This is a genomic window from Halorubrum sp. SS7, assembly GCF_005435055.1.
GTDB classification, from domain to species: Archaea; Halobacteriota; Halobacteria; order Halobacteriales; family Haloferacaceae; genus Halorubrum; species Halorubrum salinarum.
In genome coordinates this window covers 1-16,404 of sequence record NZ_SGXV01000004.1, presented here as the reverse complement: position 1 = coordinate 16,404, position 16,404 = coordinate 1, and the positions used below count along the sequence as shown (strand labels likewise).

Genomic DNA, 16,404 nt, shown 5'->3' with positions numbered 1-16,404 from the left:
TCGGCGGCGGTCCGTCTCCGTGTATGACCGACGACGACCGACGACGCGAGCTGATCGCCGCGCTCACCGCGGCCGACGCCGTCCGGTTCGGCGAGTTCGAACTGTCCCACGGCGGAACGAGCGACTACTACGTCGACAAGTACCTCTTCGAGACCGACCCGGACGCCCTGACGCTCGTCGCCGAGGCGTTCGCCGACCGGCTCGCGGATGCGGACGCGAAGCTGGCGGGCGTCGCGCTCGGCGCGGTCCCGCTGGTGGCCGTCACGGCCGCGGAGCTCGGCCGCCCGTACGTCATCGCGCGCAAGCAGGCGAAGGAGTACGGCACGGGCAACCGGATCGAGGGACGGCTCGACGACGGCGAGGAGGTCGTCGTCATCGAGGACATCGCCACGACGGGGCAGTCCGCGGTCGACGCGGTCGAGGCGCTCCGCGAGGCGGGCGCGACCGTGGACCGCGTGCTGGTCGTCGTCGACCGCGAGGAGGGCGCCGCGGACCTGCTCGAAGAGCACGACGTGGAGCTGGAGTCGCTGCTCACGGCGACGGAGCTGCTGGCGGAGCGGGACGCGGAGTGACCGGGGCGGCGCGGCGCTGAGGCGCCTCAGGCCTCCGGCGGCTCGACCGTCGGCACCGCGACGCGGTCGAGCACGTCGGCGATCACGTCGCGCTCGTCGACGTCGTTGACGGCGGCGTCGGGCGTCAACACGAGCCGGTGGGCGAGCGTCGGCTCCGCGACCCGCTTCACGTCGTCCGGCGTGACGAACTCGCGGCCGGCGAGGACGGCGGCCGCGCGGGCGGTCTCGAAGAGCCGCTGGGTACCGCGGGGGGAGACGCCGGCCTCGACGCGGCGGTCCTCGCGGGTCGCCCGCGCCAGCGCCGCCGCGTAGCGCAGCAGGTCGTCGTCGACGCGGACCGACTCGGGCACCTCCCGCAGCGCCGCCACGGCGTCGGGGTCGAGCACGCGGTCGACGGTCGGCGACTGCTCGACGCGCCCGGCGCGGCGCCGGAGCAGTTCCAGCTCGCCGTCCTCGTCGGGGTAGCCGATGGAGGTCTTGATCGTGAAGCGGTCGAGCTGGGCCTCCGGCAGCGGGAACGCGCCCTCGCTCTCGACCGGGTTCTGGGTCGCGATGACGTAGAACGGGCTCGGCAGCGCGTGGGTGTCGCCGTCGACGGTCACCTGGCCCTCCTCCATCGCCTCCAGCAGCGCCGCCTGCGTCTTCGGCGGTGCGCGGTTGATCTCGTCGGCGAGGACGACGTTCGCGAAGATCGGCCCCGGCGAGAACGAGAAGGAGCCGTCGCGCTCGTCGAACACGTTGGTGCCGGTGACGTCGGCCGGGAGGAGGTCGGGGGTGAACTGGATCCGGGAGAACTCTAAGCCGAGCGCGGTCGCGAACGAGCGCGCCGAGAGGGTCTTGCCGGTGCCGGGCACGTCCTCCAGGAGGACGTGGCCGCGGGCGAGGATACCGAGCGTGACGCGGTCGAGGAACTCGCGGTCGGCGACGACGGCGCCGCCGACCTCGTCGACGACGCGGGAGCAGGCGTCGGCCGCTTCGGGGACGTCCATACCGACCGCACGGGAGCCGGGCCGAAAAGCGTTGCCGGAACCGGAGACCGCGGGGGGACGGGGGCGCCCGGCCCCCGGCGCGGTCGCCGGCGATCGGGGCACCGCGCCGCGGGCGCGATCGAAACGCATAACAGCGGAACCGGCCAACCGGAGAGTGAGCCGAGGTAGCCTAGCCTGGCCAAGGCGGTAGATTCGAAATCTACTGTCCATTCGGACACCGGAGTTCAAATCTCCGCCTCGGCGCTTCTCTCAGCCCAATTCGGCGAGCGACGGCGCCGTCACCTCATAACCGAGCGGGACGGAGCGACCGCGCTACGCGGTCTCCGTCGACCGCGCTACGCGATCAGCGCCGCCGCGAGGAACATCCCGCCTGCGGCCGCGGGCGGGATGGTGAGGTTGTCGTCGACGGCGACGCCGCGGATGAGCGGCGGGAGTCCGTCGGCGATCGCGGCGGGGATCGCGCCCGCGAGCGCGACGATCACGCCGGGGTCGGGACCGAACTCGGGGATGGCGTACGGGACGGCGATCCCGAAGCAGACGAACACCATCGCCGCCACCACCGAGAGGCGCTTCGGCTCCGTCGCCGCGTTCTCGCCGAGGCCGCCGCTTATCGGGTCACCGATCGAGAGCATCCACATCGCGGGCACGGCGAACACCGGCGCGAAGAGGAGCGCGGTGCCCGCCATGCTCACCTGGTACAGCGCGTAGCCGGCGACGCTGTCGGACTCGTACTCCCTGACCAAGGCGTCGTACAGCGGGTCGAGCGGGCCGACCGACCCCGAGAGTCGGAGCGTTTCGAGGACGGCCGCGACGGCGACGCTCACGAGGAGCAGCCGGCCGGTCGTCCGCCACGAGATCCAGCCCAGCAGGTACGGGACCGGATAGAGGGTGCCGCTCGCGTGGACCAGCCGCCGCTCGAACTCCACGCGCTCGCGCCACGCCGCGGCCGGGAGCGTCACGCCCTCAGTTCCCCGCGGTCTCGACGTCGGTGTCGACCGCGTCGTACCGGTCCGCGACCGCGGCGAACGGCTCGCCCTCGCGCAGCGCGGTCAGCTCGGCGGCCAGGTCCGCGACGGGGATCCGGACCTGCGCCGCGGAGTCGCGCTCGCGGAGCGTGACGGTGTCGGGGCCATCGCCCTCGATGCCGTCGCGGTCGACCGTGACGCAGAACGGCGTGCCGACCTCGTCCTGCCGCCGGTACCGGCGGCCGATCGAGCCGGAGTCGTCGTACGCGACTGCGAGCCCCGCCGCGCGGAGGTCGGCCGCGACCTCGTCGGCGAGCGCCGTGAGGCGGTCGTCGTTGGTGACGAGCGGGAAGACGGCGGCGTCCTGCGGCGCGACCTCGGGCGCTAAGGAGAGGTACGTCCGCTCCTCGCCGTCGACCTCGTCGGTCTCGTAGGCGTGCGCGAGCAGCGTCTGGACGGTCCGCCCGACGCCGAACGACGGCTCGACGACGTGGGGCGTGATGTGCTCGCCGCTCTCGGTCACCTCCTCGACGGAGAAGTCCGCGACGTCGGCGTCGACCTCGCGCGGTTCGCCGTCCACGTCGACGGTCACCGTCTCGCCGTCGAAGGCGTCGGGGTCGCGCTCGGCGAGCGCTTCGAGCGCGTCCGCGACCGCGGCGGCGTCGCCGCCGAACTCGGGCCCCAGCACGGACATGTCGGGGTCGACCGTCGCGCGCTCGACCGTCTTCGGCTCGTCGTAGCGCTTGAACACGGTGAACGCGTCGTCGCCGTACTCGTCGTGTTTCGAGAGGTCGTAGTCGCCGCGGTACGCGAAGCCGGCGATCTCGATCCAGTCGCCGTCGACCTCGCTCTCCGCGTCCCAGCAGTCGGCCGCGTAGTGGGCGCGCTCGCCGGCGAGGTGCTGGCGGAACCGGAAGCGGTCGAGGTCGACGCCGACGCGCTCGTACCACTCCTGGGCGACGCCGAGGTAGTAGCCGACCCACGGGGAGCCGATGACGCCCTCGTCGACCGCCTCGCCGACCGTCGTGTCGAGGTAGTCGCCGTCGTCCGCCTCCTGCTCGGTCGCGGGGTACAGCCGGACCTCCACGTCGCGGACGCGGTCGAGCGGCGGCTCGTCTTCCTCGGGGTCGATGAACTGCTCTAGCTCGGCCTGCGTGAACTCGCGGAGCCGGAGGAGCCCGCCGCGCGGCGAGATCTCGTTGCGGTAGGCGGGGCCGATCTGGGTGATGCCGAACGGGAGGTTCCCGCGGGCGTACTCCTTCAGCCGCGGGAACTCGACGAAGATCCCCTGCGCGGTCTCAGGGCGGAGGTAGCCGGGCTGGGCGTCGCCGGGACCGATGTCGGTCGCGAACATGAGGTTGAACGCCTCGACCGGCTGGCCGGCGAGCTCGGTGCCGCAGGCCGGGCAGGCGATGCCGGCGTCGGTGATCAGCTCGGCGACCTCCTCGCCGGGGAGCGCCTCGGCGTCCTCGACGTCGGTGGCGTCCTCGACGAGGTGGTCGGCGCGGTGGGACTCGCCGCACTCGGGGCACTCGACGAGCATGTCGTCGAACCCCTCCAGGTGGCCGGATGCCTCGAAGACGGCCTCGGGCATCACCGTCGGCGCCTCGATCTCGCGGTTCCCCTCGCGGATGGTGAACCGGTCGCGCCACGCGTCCTCGACGTTCCGCTTGAGGGCGGCGCCCTGCGGGCCGAACGTGTAGAAGCCGGCGGTGCCGCCGTACGCGCCGTTCGAGCCGAAGAAGAACCCGCGGCGCTTCGCGAGTTCGGCGAGCGCGTCCGCGGCCATCTACAGCCCCTCCAGCAGGTCCACGTCCCGGACGATCCCGTCGAGGTCCGTGCCGGAGACGAGCGGGACCTGCTCGATGTCGTTGCTGATGAGCTCCTGAGCGACCTCCCGGGCCGTCCGCGTGGCGTTGACCGTGATCAGGTCCTCGGTCATGAAGTGGCGGACCGCCTCGGCCGGGATCTCGACGTTCCGGGTGGGGAGGTAGCGCGCGCCGGTCGCCTTGATCCCCTCCCAGGACCACTCGGAGTCCTCCTCGGCGATCGAGTCGCCGGTGCTCGCCTCCCCCTCGACCACGCGGGCGACCTCCAGGATGTCGACCTCGGTGAGCATCCCCGCGACAGCGGCCTCGTCGTCGAGGACGACCGCGTACGGAACCCCGGAGAGCCCGATCTCGCGCTCGGCGACCGGCAGCGGCGTGCCGGCGTGGGTCGCGTTGACCGCGCGCGTCGCGAGCTCGCCGACCCGGGTGTCCCCGTCGACCTCGCCGCGGGCGATCGCCCGCACCACGTCGGTGACGGTGAGGATGCCGACGAGCTCGTCGCCGTCGACCACGGGGAGCCGCCGGGACCCCTCCGCGACCATCGTCCGGGCGGCCTCGACCATGTCGTCGTCGGCCGCGACGGTCGGCACCTCGCGCATCAGCAGCGCGAGCTGGTCCTCGTCCGGCTGCTCGATCAGGTCGTCGCGCGTGACGAGCCCGCGGTACACCTCGTCGCCGTTGACATCTTTCACGACAGGAACCGAGGAGAAGCCGTGCTCCTGGATGTACTCCAACACGTCGTTGCGGCTCCCGGGGATCTCGACGACGACGAGCTCCGACCGGGGCGTCATGGCGTCTGCGACGTTCATGCCCGTCATTCAGCGTGACACCTCTTGTATACTGCGAAGGTGGGCGGAGACGGACCGCGTGGCGCACGGCGGAAAGGCCGGCCGCGCGGAGACGCGCAGAGCCGGAATCCCGGCGCGGAAGCCCCCGGCGCGGGAGCACCCGGCGAGCCGATGAGAAACTCGACACGTTCGAGCACATCGTCGGCCGAGGGGCCGCGTATCGGGAGATACGTCGGCCGGCGGTCCCGGGAAACTCGGATCTGACGGCGGATTCCGGTCGGGTTCGCAACTCTTATACGTACTGTGAACTATTCACAACCATGTCACGGAGTTCCACTCCTTGGGACGACCCGGACCCCGACCGCCGTCGGACGGCGCTGCCGACGGACCCGGCGCTCGACGCCGCCGAGGCGCCGGACGTGATGGCGTCCATCGACTCCTCGTCGTCGCGACCGGAGCTCGTCATCGCGGACGTCTCGCGGGAGGACGCGTGGGTGTCGGTCGACGAGACCGACGCGACCGTCCTCGAAGAGTGGTGTTGAGCGCGTAGCGGCCGCGGACGCCACCCGCGCCGGACCCTTTTGATAGTTCGTCTACCCCTACCGGAGCCCCCGCGCCGCCTCCCAGCCGCGGATCAGCGACCCGACGGTCCGGCACGTCGGAACCGCCACGGCGTGACGCGCCGCTCGGTCGGCGATCGCCCCGTAGACGGCGTCGACCTCGGTCCGGCGGCCGTTCGCCACGTCCTCGCACATCGACGACCGGTTCGCGGCGGTGCGATCGGCGACGCGCTCGACGGCCGCGACCGCCCGGTCGTCGGCGAGGTCGACCCCGACCGCCCGGGCCGTCGCGGCCGTCTCGCGGGCGGCCTCGCGGGCGACCTCGCCCGCCGGGCCGTCCAGCGTCGGCCCGTTCTCGGTCCGCGCGAGCGCGGAGGGGCCGTTGATCCCGGCGTTGACCGCGAGCTTCTCGAAGCGGCGGACCGGCATGTCCTCGGCGACGACCGCCTCGATCCCGGCCGCCTCGAAGGCGGCGCCGACCCGCGCGGCCGCCGGGCTCGGGCCCCCGGAGAGCGCGCCGACCACCACCTCGCCGACGCCGGTACAGGTGACCCGGCCCGGCTTCGCGAACCGGGCGCCGTAGGTCGCGGTGCCGGCGAGGACCGTCGCGTCGAGCGCGGCGACCAGCCGCTCCTCGGTGAGCCCGTTCTGGAGCGAGCAGACCGCCTCGTACTCGCCGGTCGCGAGCGCCCGGGCGGCCGCGTCGGTGTCGTACGCCTTCGTCGTGACGAGGGCGAGGTCGGCGGCGCGGTGCCGCCCGTCGGTGAGCGCGCGAGGGGCGACGCGGGCGTCGATCTCGCCGTCGATCCGGAGGCCGTCCTCCCGGATCGTCCGCATGTGCGGGTCGCGGCCGACGAGCGTCACGTCGTGTTCGCGCGCCAGCAGCCCGCCCACGAGGCTCCCGAGCGCGCCGGCGCCGTAGACGAGCACCTCCATACCGACGGCGACGGGCGCCGGCTGAATAGTGGTGACGGTGGGGCGGGTCGGCGCCGACCGCGCCGTCCGCCTCAGCCCTTCAGCCCGCTTCCGGTCAGCGGCACGACCACGTCCTCGTCGGGCCCGATCTCGCCGCGGTCGCGGAGGGTCCGCAGCGCGGCGGGAGCGACCGCGCAGGTCGGCTCCGTGTAGAACCCGGCGGCGTGGAGCCGGTCGAGTTCGCGGGTCGCGGCCGCCTCGGTGACCGCGACCGCGTCGCCGTCCGTCGCGTCGGCGGCAGACAGGATCTCGCGGTCCCGGACCGGCTCGGCGATCTGGATCCCGTCGGCCGCGGCGTTGACGACTCCCTCCGGATCGGCGGCATCCGGGCCGTGGAGCGCCCGGACGATGGGCGCGACGCCGGCCGCCTGCGCGCCGTAGAGCCGGGGGACGGAGTCGGTCCAGCCGGCCCGTTCGAGCCGCCGGAACCCGCGGTAGGCGCCGAGGAAGAGCGTCCCGTGGCCGAGCGGCGTCACGACCGCGTCGGGGGCGTCCCAGCCGCGCTGGTACGCGATCTCGTACGCGACCGTGGCGGTGCCCTCGAAGAACGCCGGGTTCCAGGCGTGGCTGGCGTACCAGGCCGGGTCGTCGTCCCCGTCGGCGGCCGGGCCGCCGGCGTCGCCCGCGGGGTCGTCTCCGCTTCCGTCGAGCGCCGCGACGCACGCCTCGGTCACGTCCCGCCGACTCCCCTCGATCCGGACCGGCTCGGCGCCGGCGCGACGGATCGCCGCGAGCTTCGACTCCTTCGCGTCGGCCGGGACGTAGACCTCGGCGTCGATCCCGGCGCGGGCGGCGTAGGTCGCGACCGCGGCGCCGGCGTTGCCGGAGGAGTCCTCGACGACGCGCTCGACGCCCAGCTCGCGGGCCCGTGTCAGCGTCGTCGTCGCGCCGCGGTCCTTGAACGAGCCGGTCGGGAAGACGTACTCCAGCTTGAACGACGCGTTCCACGGGGCGGCGTCGCCGTCCGCGTTCGCCGCGGCTCCGCGGCCCCGGTCGGCGTCGACGAGCGGCGTCAGCCCCTCGCCCAGCGTCACCCGGTCAGCGGGGTCGTCGCCGACGGCGAGGAAGCCGTCGAACGCCCACAGGCCGTCGCGCGCGTCGAACGACTGGGGGTCGGGCGCGGGACCGTCCGGAATCGGAGCCTCGGCGAAGTCGAGGGGGGCGCCGCACCGGCAGCGCCAGCGGTCGCGGTACGTCTCGCCGCACTCGGGGCAGCGGAGGGCGCGCACTCCCTCGCTCGATCCGTCGGGGGAACCCATCAGTACTCGTCGACGTTGGTGCCGATCGAGCAGACGTACTCGCCGGCGGCCACCTGCGGGAGCCGGCGCGTCCGCCAGAAGATCCCGTCCGTGTCGGCGGTGACGCGGCCCTCCAAGGCGCCGAAGGTGTCGGTCACCTCGAAGAGGACGTCACCGGCCGAGACGCGCTCGCCGAGTTCGCGCTCGAAGCGGACCAAGCCGCCGGCGGGCGAGCCGTACTGGTCAAAGCCGCGGGCGCGCGTCTGCGAGTCGAGGGCGGCGTCGCCGTCGAGGAACCCGTAGTGCCGGAGCACGTTGAACACGCCCTCGACGCCGTACCGGATCGACTCCTCGTCCCAGCCGACACAGCCGCCGAGCTCGGGGTCGACGGTGGGGATCCCGTGTTCCGGACCGGCCCGGGCGAGCTGGCCGTCCGGGCCCTTGATGTCGAGGACGTGCCCGCAGCCGAACGCCTTCGCGAGCTCTAAGCAGTCGCCGTGGAGGCGGTGGCGGACGCCGCAGCGGACGCGCGTCTCGTTTATCATCCGGCTCGTCGACCCCTGGTGGAGGTCGAGGATGTAGTCGGCGCGCTTGGCGACCTGGAACGTCTCGTGGGCGATCCGCTCGCTCGTCGTCCCGTCGGCGTCGCCGGGGTAGCCGCGGTTCATCTTCCGGTCGTCGACCGGGTTCCGGTGTTCCGCCGCCTGGAACGCGAAGTGGTTCACGATGCCGACGACGAGGACCGACCCGGACAACTCGGTCGGGTCGAGGCGCGGGACGACGCGGTTGACGACGCCGAGCCCGTTCAGCTCGTCGCCGTCGCTCACCGCCTGGACGTACAGCGTCGGCCCGTCGGCCGCGCCGTTGACCGCGGCGACCGGCAGCCGGACGGGGCTCCCGTCCCGCATCTCCCCCACCTCGAGACGGCCCGTGTCCGTCTCGCCCGGAGCGGCGCGGGCCGTTCCCAGCGTTATCATTACGCGGAGGTGGGGCGGCCGGGACTTTATCCGTTCGGTCCGCGGCGATCCGACCGACGCAAGCTTTATCGCCGCTTTCGCCCAACCGGACGGTACCAACCCCCGCGGCGTCTGTCCCCGTCCGACCGAACGGCGGCCGCGGAGCCCCCATGAGCATCGACATCGACCCGCTGCGCGAGGCCGACGGGATCACCGTCACGGACCACATCGAGAACACCCAGTTCGAGGTGTACACCGACCGGCCGGTCGAGCCGCGACGACGGCCGGAGTCGGACCACTACTTCCCGGTTGACGCCAGCGTCGCCGTCGAGACCGGCGCGATCGAGATCCCGCGCGTCGCGGTCGTCGAGACGCGCGCCGGCGACGGGACGCTGCTCACCCACGGCGACTGCTACACGATGCCAGACGGGACGTACCACGTCGGGATCAACCCGGCGCCGACGAAGCTGTACCTCACCTTCGACGCCGGCTTCTCCGTCTCGACGACCGACCGGACCACCCGGATCGACCTCGACACGCCGGGAACAGTCGGGCTCGGCTTCCGGTCGCTCCACCAGACGCCGGCGGGGACGATCACCGCGCCAACCGACCCCGAGTCGCTGATGGGCGCCGTCTCGCTGCTCGGCTCCGCGCTCCAGACGACCAGCCCCGAGCGGTCGTTCCCCACGCTGCGGGGCCACCCGCCGCTGATCGAACCCGGCGACGAGTTCCGCGTCCCCGAGCGGGTCGAGCCAGTGGACAGCGGCGTCCGGATCGTCGTGCCGCCCGAGTACCGCTACCTCTACCCAGTCGTCTCGCTGGCGTACTACTTCGCGGCCGACGTGGTGCCGGGCGACGAGCCGCGGATCGAGGGCGACGAGTGGACGTACCCGCTCGAACCCGGCTTCGAGGCGCGGACCGCCCAGGTGCTCAGGCAGTCGTTCCACATGGACTGTCTCGCCCGCACGGAGGGGTTCTACCCGGTCGACCTCCACGAGCGCGAGACGACCGGCCTCGACCTCGACTGGGGGCGGCTGTACGACCTCCCGCTCGCGGAGCGGCTCGGCGAGTACCTCGACGTGCCCTTCGAGGCGGTCGAGCCAGAGCTGCCACAGTGGACTCTGACGACGGACGTCCGGCCCGACCCGGAGAACGTGGAGATGCTCCCGTTCGTCGCGGGCGAGCTGTCCATCGTTCGCTCGCCGGAGACCGTCACGCCGGTGGAGGATGACGGAGGAGTCGGCGTCGGCTTCCTGGGCGGCGCGGACCGGAGTTCCGCGCGGGCGACGCGGCGGGAGGTCCCGGCCGGCGGCGTCGGTCTCGGGGACGACGAGTTCGTGCGCGGCGGCGCGAGCGCGGCGGTCACCCGCGGCGCGGACGCCTCCGCGGAGCGCGGCGCCGTCGCCGCCCAGACCGACTTCGTCCGGCCGGAGCCGGTCGACACCGTCGAGCACGCGTGGGTCGGCGACGGCGTTCCGCTCGACGCGAACAAGGCGACGCTCGACGCGTACCACCGCCGGCTCGAAGCGGGTCAGGTCGAGCAGTCGCGCATCTCGGTCCTCGTCGTCTGTAACGACGAGCAGATGCGCGAGGAGGGTAACGTCGCCGACCTCTACGGGCTCCGCGACATGGTCCAGTTCGACATCGAGGTGCGCCACGACCTCACGCGCGCGGAGATGCGCGAGGCCCTCGAATCCGACGTGGACTTCCTCCACTACATCGGGCACGTCGACGACCGCGGGATGCAGTGCGCGGACAGCTACCTCGACCTGACCGACGAGGACCTCGAGATCGGCGTCAGCGCCTTCCTGCTCAACGCCTGCCAGTCCTACCAGCAGGGCGAGGCCCTGGTCCACCGCGGCTCGCGCGGCGGCATCGTCACGCTCTCCGACGTGGCGAACTCGCCCGCGACGACGCTCGGCCGGATCATCGCCCGCCTGATGAACAGCGGGTTCAACCTCCGCACCGCGCTTCACGTGGCGAAGCGCGAACTGATCACCGGCCACCAGTACATCGTGGTGGGGGACGGTGGGACGACGATCTGTCGGAGCCGAGGGGGCATTGCTACTGTGATGGATGTGAATTCGGCTGGTGCGATGTGGGATATTAGTGTTCGTACGTATCCCGTTGGACCGTACGGAGTCGGAACGCTATACAGTCCCACAATTGACGGTATTGATATGAATTACGTAGTTCCTTCTAGAGCAGAATTGTCAGATATAACTACAGATCAGCTTTGTAATGTACTGGATCTCGGAATTATACCCGTTTTTTACGAGGACGAGCTACGCTGGAGTGACGAGGGTCTACCAGACTAAGGCCCCGGGTTTGTCTGGACGACGTTCGCCGCCGCAGGGGCTGCCTGCGTCAGCAGCAGCATCGCAGTGAACAGGACGCCGGCCATTTTCGGGTGCTCTGCCACGTATTCCGCGACACTTTCGTGCATATTCGAAAAGTATCAGGATAAATAAATATTGAGATTGTTCTACGGTTGGATTATAGAGATATTTGAACTACAAATTAGTTGTATTAAATAAATTTGGCCGCTAAAACCCGAGAAATTGACCGTTCTATCCCGATCGACAACGACCGAAAACCGCCGCTCTCGCGGCAGTTACTGAAGACCGCGTTTTTTCACCGCCCGGCGCGCAACGGACCGTGCCATGACCGACATCCAAGCGGCGATCCGGGAGGCGTTCGAGCACACGGAGTACGACCTCGGCGACGTCGCGGTCAACCGCCGACAGGTCCGCGTGCCGGTCATTCAGGAGGGCGCCGACCCCGACGCGCTGCGGGCGGTAATCGAGGAGGCGCTCGGCGCGGACGCGCTCGCGGCCGTGACCGTGACCACGGAGCGCATCGCCGGCGAGGACACCGTCGGCACCGTCGTCTCGTTCCGCTACCGGGACTGAGCGACGGGAGCGCGCGGGTCGCGGCGACCGCCGCGAGGACGCGGTACGGTTAACACGGCGGTACCCGTACACACGGATCGTACGATGACGGCCGAGGACGGACACGACGGCGCACAGTACCTCGCCGGCTCGCCCGTTCGGGTCGCGATACTCCGGGCGCTGCGCGAGGAGCCGCGGCGTCCGGCCGAACTGACCGACGCGGTCGACGCGACCCGAACGACGGTTCAGCGGATCCTCGGAGGGTTCCGCGAGCGGAACTGGGTCGTGAAACGCGACGCCGACTACCGGGTGACGCCGACCGGAGTACGCGTTCACGACGCGTACGAGGCGCTCCTGACCGAGGTGGAACGCGGCGAGCGCTACGGGCGGTTCGCCGAGACCGTCGAGCGCGTCGGCGTCGACTTCCCGCCGGAGGGGATCCCCGACAGCGACCTCACGGTGGCGTCCGATCAGAACCCGCTGGCGGTGGTCGACCGGCTCACGGACCTCCTGCGTGAGAGCCGCGGCGCCGAGATCCGGGCCGTCTCCCCGGTCGTCCTCCAGCAGTTCAACGACGCGGCGGCCGCGGCGCTGGACGGCGGCGCGGACGTGGAACTGATCATCGACCGCGACGTCGCCGACGCGTCGGTCGCGGAGTTCGGTCCGGCGACGGACCGCGCCCTGTACGACGACGACGCGACGGTGTACGTGAGCGCCGAGCCGATAGAGTACGGGCTCGTCCGGTGCGGCGACGTCGCGTGCGTGGCCGCGTACGACGAGCGGAACAACCCGCGATGCGTGCTCGAATCGACGGACGAGACCGTCGTCGACTGGGTCGACGAGGCGTTCGCGTCGCTTCGGGACGAGGCGACGCCGCTCGCCGCCGTCGTCGAACGCGTCTGAGAAGCCGGCTACGCGTCGTCGGTCGTCGCGGTCTCCTCGGCCGCCGCGTCGGCCGCGTCGTCGTCCGGGTCGAAGTTCGCGGGAACGACCGTCGGGTGGTCGATGCCGACGGAGGGTGTGGTGGCGCTCATGGCTCTACGTGACGATACGCGACTCACACCCTAAAAATTACCCATGGGCATAACGCATCCGGCCGCGGGCGGCGGATACGTCCCGGTTATCCGGCCGTTACGCGAAGTGCTCGTCGTACAGGTCCTGGGCGTGCTCGATGGCGTCCTTCGCCGCGGCCTTGTCCTCCCAGCCGAGCGTTTCGACCTCCTTGCCGGCCTCGAGGTTCTTGTAGGTCGCGAAGAACTCGTCTATCTCGTCGAGGGTCTGCTGCGGGATGTCCTCGAGGTCCTCGATGTGGTCGAACCGCGGGTCCTCGGTCGGCACCGCGATCACCTTGTCGTCCTGCTCGCCGTCGTCGTCCATCTTCATCAGGGCGACCGGGCGGGCCTCGACGACGCAGCCGGGGAACGTCTGGTCCTCGACGAGCACCATCACGTCGAAGGGGTCCTCGTCGTCGTAGTACGACTGCGGGATGAAGCCGTAGTCGTACGGGTAGTGGACGTTCGAGTGGAGCACGCGGTCCAAGACGACGCCCGGGATGTCCTTGTCGTACTCGTACTTGTTGCGCTCGCCTTTGAGACACTCGACGACGGCGTAGATCTCGTCCGGCGCGTTCGGTCCCGTCTCGAGATCCTCCCAGAGGTTGACCATGTGCCCGAAGATGGGTCGAAGTCGGGCAAAGTCCTTTCGGGATCGCCTGAGCCGGGGGACGCGCGACGCGACGGGAACGCCGACCCGCGGCGCCGATTCGGCCCCGTCAGGCGTCGAACCCCGGGTTTCGATCGCGAACCGAAACGGCGCTGTGACCGACGGATCGTCGGTCCACTCGGCGCGAACGGAATCGATCGGTCGAACGCAGTCCGCCGGCGGATAGCACGGATGTCCGCCGAGAGACCGTCGGTACCGAGAGATCCGGACAACCGTTGGGGGTTACGCATCGCAACGATCGTGAATGTTGAGAAAGACTATAAGTTCGGGCCCCTTTCCATTACGCATGTCAGAGGCACAAACAGTCACTGATGAATCGAGGGCGGCGAGCGATCTCACGGCGTTCCAGCAGAACATCCTGACCATCCTGGCCGAGGAGCCGATGTACGGTCTCGCCATCAAGCGGGAGCTGGAGGCGTACTACGGCTCCGAAGTGAACCACGGCCGCCTGTACCCCAACCTCGACGACCTCGTCGACGACGGGCTCGTCGAGAAGAGCGAACTCGACAAGCGGACGAACCAGTACGAGCTCACCGAGGCGGGCCACGACGTGGTCCTCGGGCAGATCGAGTGGGTCCTCGACCGGTTCGTCACCGACGAGGAGCGCGCGGACGAGGTCCGCGCACTGCTGGAGTAGTCGAACGCGCCCCGCGGGGCCGTCCAGCATCGAACGCTAACCGACCCTTTTGGCACACGGCGCGGCGAAAGCCGCGTTTTTCTCCGCCGAGCGGCCGCTACGCCGAGTCGCTCGTGTCGGGTGAGTCCGCGGCGTCGGCGGACCCGTCGGCGTCGGCGGACCCGCCGGCGTCGTCTGGTTCGTCGCCAGCGGGATCGTCCACGTCGTCGACCGCCACGTCGTCGACCGCCACGTCGGCGGCGACGGACTCGATCACGGACAGCGACTCGTCGACGGCGTCGAGCTGCTCGTCGGTCGGCCACCCGTTCCGGACCAGGTACTCCTCGCGGAACTCCGCCCGCATCTCCGGGGTCGCGTCGTCGACCGTGCGGACGTAGTGGTTGCTCATGAACGTCGCGAACGTCTCCGCGGTGCGCGCGTGGACCGCGGCCTCGCGCTCGGCGACCGCCGCGGCCACCGCCTCGTTGTACGCGGCCACCTCGCGGTAGCGGTCGGCGTCGCCGGGACCGGACAGCGACACCTCGACCGCGCGGTCGGTGTCCTCGACGCGGTCGAGCTGGACCGTCCCCTCGTCCATCCACTCGTCGGGGTACAACACGAGCGCGTCGTCCTCCTCGCGGACGCGCGCTGTGTAGCCGTACTCGGCCGCGAGTGCGTCGCGCCGCTCGCGGTACTGCGCGGCCGCCTGCTCGATCTCCGGGGTCGGCTCCGCGGACTCGGCCTCGCGGGCGAGCCGCGTGAGCCGCTCCGCCTCCTCGACCGCCTCGACCGGCACGTCCGGGACGCGCTCGTCGTCGGGGTCGGGGGACGCCGCGGCGTCCGCGGGGTCGTCGGCCGCCGCCTCGTCTCCCGCCGCCATCATCTCGCGCGCCCGCTCCTTGGCCCACTCGGGCGGGTCGTCGTCAGTTCGCGTCATCGAGTGCCTCGTTCGCCAGATCGTCGGCGCGCTCGTTTATCTCCCGCGGTACGTGGGCGATCGACCAGCGGTCGAACCGCTCCAGCAGCTCCCGGGCGCGGACCCGTCGCTCGCGCAGCTCCAGGTCGTTGGCGTTCCACTCGCCGCGGACCTGCTTGACCGTCAGCTGGGAGTCGCCGCGGACGTCGACCGCGTCGAAGCCGTACTCGTCGGCCGCCTCCAGCGCGCGGATCAGCGCCGCGTACTCGGCCTGGTTGTTCGTCGCGCGGCCGATGCGCTCGCCGCCCTCGGCGACGACGCCGTCGGACGTGACCAAGCACCAGCCGACCGCGGCCGGGCCCGGGTTCCCGCGGGAGGCCCCGTCGAAGTAGACGTGCGCGCGGCCGCCCCCGTCCCGAAGCAGGGCGGTCAGCCGGGTGGGGTCGCTCCCCTGGACGACGACCTTGTCGTCGTACGCGACCGCGACGGCCCCGTCGCGGTCGGCGCGCCACCGCTCGTGGGGCGTGTTCCCCTCGTCGATCCGGACGCCGGCGTCCGCGAGGCGCTCGCGCGCGACCGTCGGGTCGCAGTCGATGGTCGGCATTCGTCCGGGTTCCGCGCCGGGCGGACAAAGGGCTGTCCGTCCGCCGACTGAAAAAGGACCGAATATATGAGGCGTAGCCGACACGGGCGGCGCGTCCGTCGATTACGACGCAGTGACCTCGTCGAACGTCGGCTCGAACCGACCGAACGCCGGGGGCGCCGCGGAGCGCTCCGCGCCGGACCTGCTCGCGCAACTCGACGCGGTGCGCGAGCGGCGCGGGGCGGTCACGGTCGCCTGTCGCTACCGGTGTGCGACCGGGACCGAGTTCGGCGGCGAGTGGCGCGGGGTCGCGGTGGCGCCGCTCCTCGACGACGCGCCGCCGGAGACGACCCACCTCCGGGCCGAGTCCGCGGACGGGTACCGGGCGCACGTGCCGGTGCGGGACGCGCTCGACGCCGTCGTCGCGACTGAGCGACTCGACGGCCCGGCGGCGGGGCTCCCGCGGCTCGTCGGCCCGGACTTCGACAGCGCACAGACCGTCAGGGACCTCGCGGCGCTCGCGCCCGTCGCGCTCCCGCCCGACGCGGACCCCGTTCCGGGGACCGTCGACGGGGCGGCGGGCGGCGAGTGACGCGGGCGCGGCGACCCCACACCACGCGAGCCATGAACCCAACGACCCGAGAGCGGAACGAGACGGACGAGTCGGCGCCGGAGGACCCGCGGGCGGCCGGCGGGGCGCGACGAGGCGACGCCCCGCTTCCGCCGGTCGTCGCCGTCGCGGGGCCGAGCGGCGCCTGGAAGTCGGCGTTGAACACGCCGACGTCGAGGCCGGCGTCGCGGAGC

At 71.5% G+C, this 16,404-nt stretch carries 19 protein-coding genes and 1 tRNA gene; 9 read left to right on the top strand and 11 right to left on the bottom strand.

Annotation, left to right across the window (positions count from 1 at the left end):
- The first annotated feature begins 23 nt into the window (after nt 1-23).
- The gene (gene pyrE / locus EXE44_RS06145; RefSeq protein WP_137716410.1) at nt 24-572 is read left to right on the top strand and encodes an orotate phosphoribosyltransferase; all 549 of its coding nucleotides are present in this window, start codon (nt 24-26) and stop codon (nt 570-572) included.
- 26 nt (nt 573-598) lie between these two features.
- Here the strand turns inward: pyrE and EXE44_RS06140 are convergent, their stop codons facing one another.
- On the bottom strand, nt 599-1,561 hold the full coding sequence (locus tag EXE44_RS06140; RefSeq protein WP_137716409.1) for a MoxR family ATPase: 963 nt from the start codon (nt 1,559-1,561) through the stop codon (nt 599-601).
- 158 nt (nt 1,562-1,719) lie between these two features.
- On the opposite strand from EXE44_RS06140, the gene EXE44_RS06135 reads away from it, so the two are divergent.
- A tRNA-Ser gene (locus tag EXE44_RS06135) sits at nt 1,720-1,804 on the top strand.
- A 92-nt stretch (nt 1,805-1,896) separates the two neighbouring features.
- Here EXE44_RS06135 and EXE44_RS06130 read toward each other — a convergent pair.
- Genes EXE44_RS06130 through EXE44_RS06120 form a run of 3 tightly spaced genes read right to left on the bottom strand, consistent with a single transcriptional unit; the run spans nt 1,897 to nt 5,164 of the window.
- Complete coding sequence (locus EXE44_RS06130) at nt 1,897-2,520, bottom strand: dolichol kinase (protein ID WP_137716408.1); 624 nt, start codon at nt 2,518-2,520, stop codon at nt 1,897-1,899.
- Nucleotides 2,521-2,524: 4 nt separating this feature from the next.
- Nucleotides 2,525-4,315: a glycine--tRNA ligase gene (gene glyS, locus EXE44_RS06125; RefSeq protein WP_137716407.1), complete on the bottom strand. Its 1,791-nt coding sequence runs from the start codon at nt 4,313-4,315 to the stop codon at nt 2,525-2,527.
- Nucleotides 4,316-5,164 carry a CBS domain-containing protein gene (locus EXE44_RS06120; RefSeq protein WP_137716406.1) on the bottom strand — a complete coding sequence of 283 codons (849 nt, stop codon included), beginning with the start codon at nt 5,162-5,164 and terminating at the stop codon, nt 4,316-4,318.
- A 299-nt stretch (nt 5,165-5,463) separates the two neighbouring features.
- On the opposite strand from EXE44_RS06120, the gene EXE44_RS06115 reads away from it, so the two are divergent.
- Nucleotides 5,464-5,685, top strand: a complete 222-nt coding sequence (locus tag EXE44_RS06115; RefSeq protein ID WP_053771909.1) for a hypothetical protein — start codon at nt 5,464-5,466, stop codon at nt 5,683-5,685.
- A gap of 57 nt (nt 5,686-5,742) precedes the next feature.
- Here the strand turns inward: EXE44_RS06115 and EXE44_RS06110 are convergent, their stop codons facing one another.
- The 3 genes from EXE44_RS06110 to EXE44_RS06100 all read right to left on the bottom strand — a co-directional run bounded on the left by EXE44_RS06110 (nt 5,743) and on the right by EXE44_RS06100 (nt 8,893).
- A complete protein-coding gene (locus EXE44_RS06110; RefSeq protein ID WP_137716405.1) occupies nt 5,743-6,639 on the bottom strand; it encodes a ketopantoate reductase family protein in 897 nt (298 codons plus the stop codon).
- Between the two features lie 71 nt (nt 6,640-6,710).
- Nucleotides 6,711-7,937: a pyridoxal-phosphate dependent enzyme gene (locus tag EXE44_RS06105; RefSeq protein WP_137716404.1), complete on the bottom strand. Its 1,227-nt coding sequence runs from the start codon at nt 7,935-7,937 to the stop codon at nt 6,711-6,713.
- The gene (locus tag EXE44_RS06100; protein ID WP_137716403.1) at nt 7,937-8,893 is read right to left on the bottom strand and encodes a succinylglutamate desuccinylase/aspartoacylase family protein; all 957 of its coding nucleotides are present in this window, start codon (nt 8,891-8,893) and stop codon (nt 7,937-7,939) included. Before EXE44_RS06100 ends, EXE44_RS06105 begins: the two co-directional genes overlap by 1 nt.
- A gap of 149 nt (nt 8,894-9,042) precedes the next feature.
- Between EXE44_RS06100 and EXE44_RS06095 the strand changes: the two genes are divergently transcribed.
- From EXE44_RS06095 to EXE44_RS06085, 3 genes are all read left to right on the top strand, one after another.
- A complete protein-coding gene (locus EXE44_RS06095; RefSeq protein ID WP_137716402.1) occupies nt 9,043-11,190 on the top strand; it encodes a caspase family protein in 2,148 nt (715 codons plus the stop codon).
- A 345-nt stretch (nt 11,191-11,535) separates the two neighbouring features.
- Nucleotides 11,536-11,784 (top strand): hypothetical protein, encoded by a 249-nt coding sequence (locus EXE44_RS06090; RefSeq protein WP_137716401.1) that lies wholly within the window; start codon nt 11,536-11,538, stop codon nt 11,782-11,784.
- Between the two features lie 84 nt (nt 11,785-11,868).
- Nucleotides 11,869-12,666, top strand: a complete 798-nt coding sequence (locus EXE44_RS06085) for a winged helix-turn-helix domain-containing protein (RefSeq protein ID WP_137716400.1) — start codon at nt 11,869-11,871, stop codon at nt 12,664-12,666.
- An 8-nt stretch (nt 12,667-12,674) separates the two neighbouring features.
- Here EXE44_RS06085 and EXE44_RS21900 read toward each other — a convergent pair whose 3' ends face one another.
- Both EXE44_RS21900 and EXE44_RS06080 read right to left on the bottom strand, forming a co-directional pair.
- Nucleotides 12,675-12,797 carry a hypothetical protein gene (locus tag EXE44_RS21900; protein WP_268898303.1) on the bottom strand — a complete coding sequence of 41 codons (123 nt, stop codon included), beginning with the start codon at nt 12,795-12,797 and terminating at the stop codon, nt 12,675-12,677.
- A 97-nt stretch (nt 12,798-12,894) separates the two neighbouring features.
- Entirely contained in the window at nt 12,895-13,428 is a 534-nt protein-coding gene (locus EXE44_RS06080) for an inorganic diphosphatase (RefSeq protein WP_137716399.1), read from the bottom strand.
- Between the two features lie 343 nt (nt 13,429-13,771).
- Between EXE44_RS06080 and EXE44_RS06075 the strand changes: the two genes are divergently transcribed.
- A complete protein-coding gene (locus tag EXE44_RS06075) occupies nt 13,772-14,122 on the top strand; it encodes a PadR family transcriptional regulator (RefSeq protein ID WP_121561483.1) in 351 nt (116 codons plus the stop codon).
- A gap of 97 nt (nt 14,123-14,219) precedes the next feature.
- Here EXE44_RS06075 and EXE44_RS06070 read toward each other — a convergent pair whose 3' ends face one another.
- Nucleotides 14,220-15,038: a hypothetical protein gene (locus EXE44_RS06070; protein ID WP_137716398.1), complete on the bottom strand. Its 819-nt coding sequence runs from the start codon at nt 15,036-15,038 to the stop codon at nt 14,220-14,222.
- On the bottom strand, nt 15,025-15,621 hold the full coding sequence (gene rnhA / locus EXE44_RS06065) for a ribonuclease HI (protein WP_137716397.1): 597 nt from the start codon (nt 15,619-15,621) through the stop codon (nt 15,025-15,027). Before rnhA ends, EXE44_RS06070 begins: the two co-directional genes overlap by 14 nt.
- A gap of 112 nt (nt 15,622-15,733) precedes the next feature.
- On the opposite strand from rnhA, the gene EXE44_RS06060 reads away from it, so the two are divergent.
- Both EXE44_RS06060 and EXE44_RS21095 read left to right on the top strand, forming a co-directional pair.
- Nucleotides 15,734-16,192, top strand: coding sequence for a molybdopterin-dependent oxidoreductase (locus EXE44_RS06060; protein ID WP_137716396.1), 459 nt, complete (start codon nt 15,734-15,736; stop codon nt 16,190-16,192).
- A 32-nt stretch (nt 16,193-16,224) separates the two neighbouring features.
- The coding region (locus EXE44_RS21095; RefSeq protein WP_206750386.1) for a hypothetical protein at nt 16,225-16,404 on the top strand (180 nt) is incomplete at its 3' end.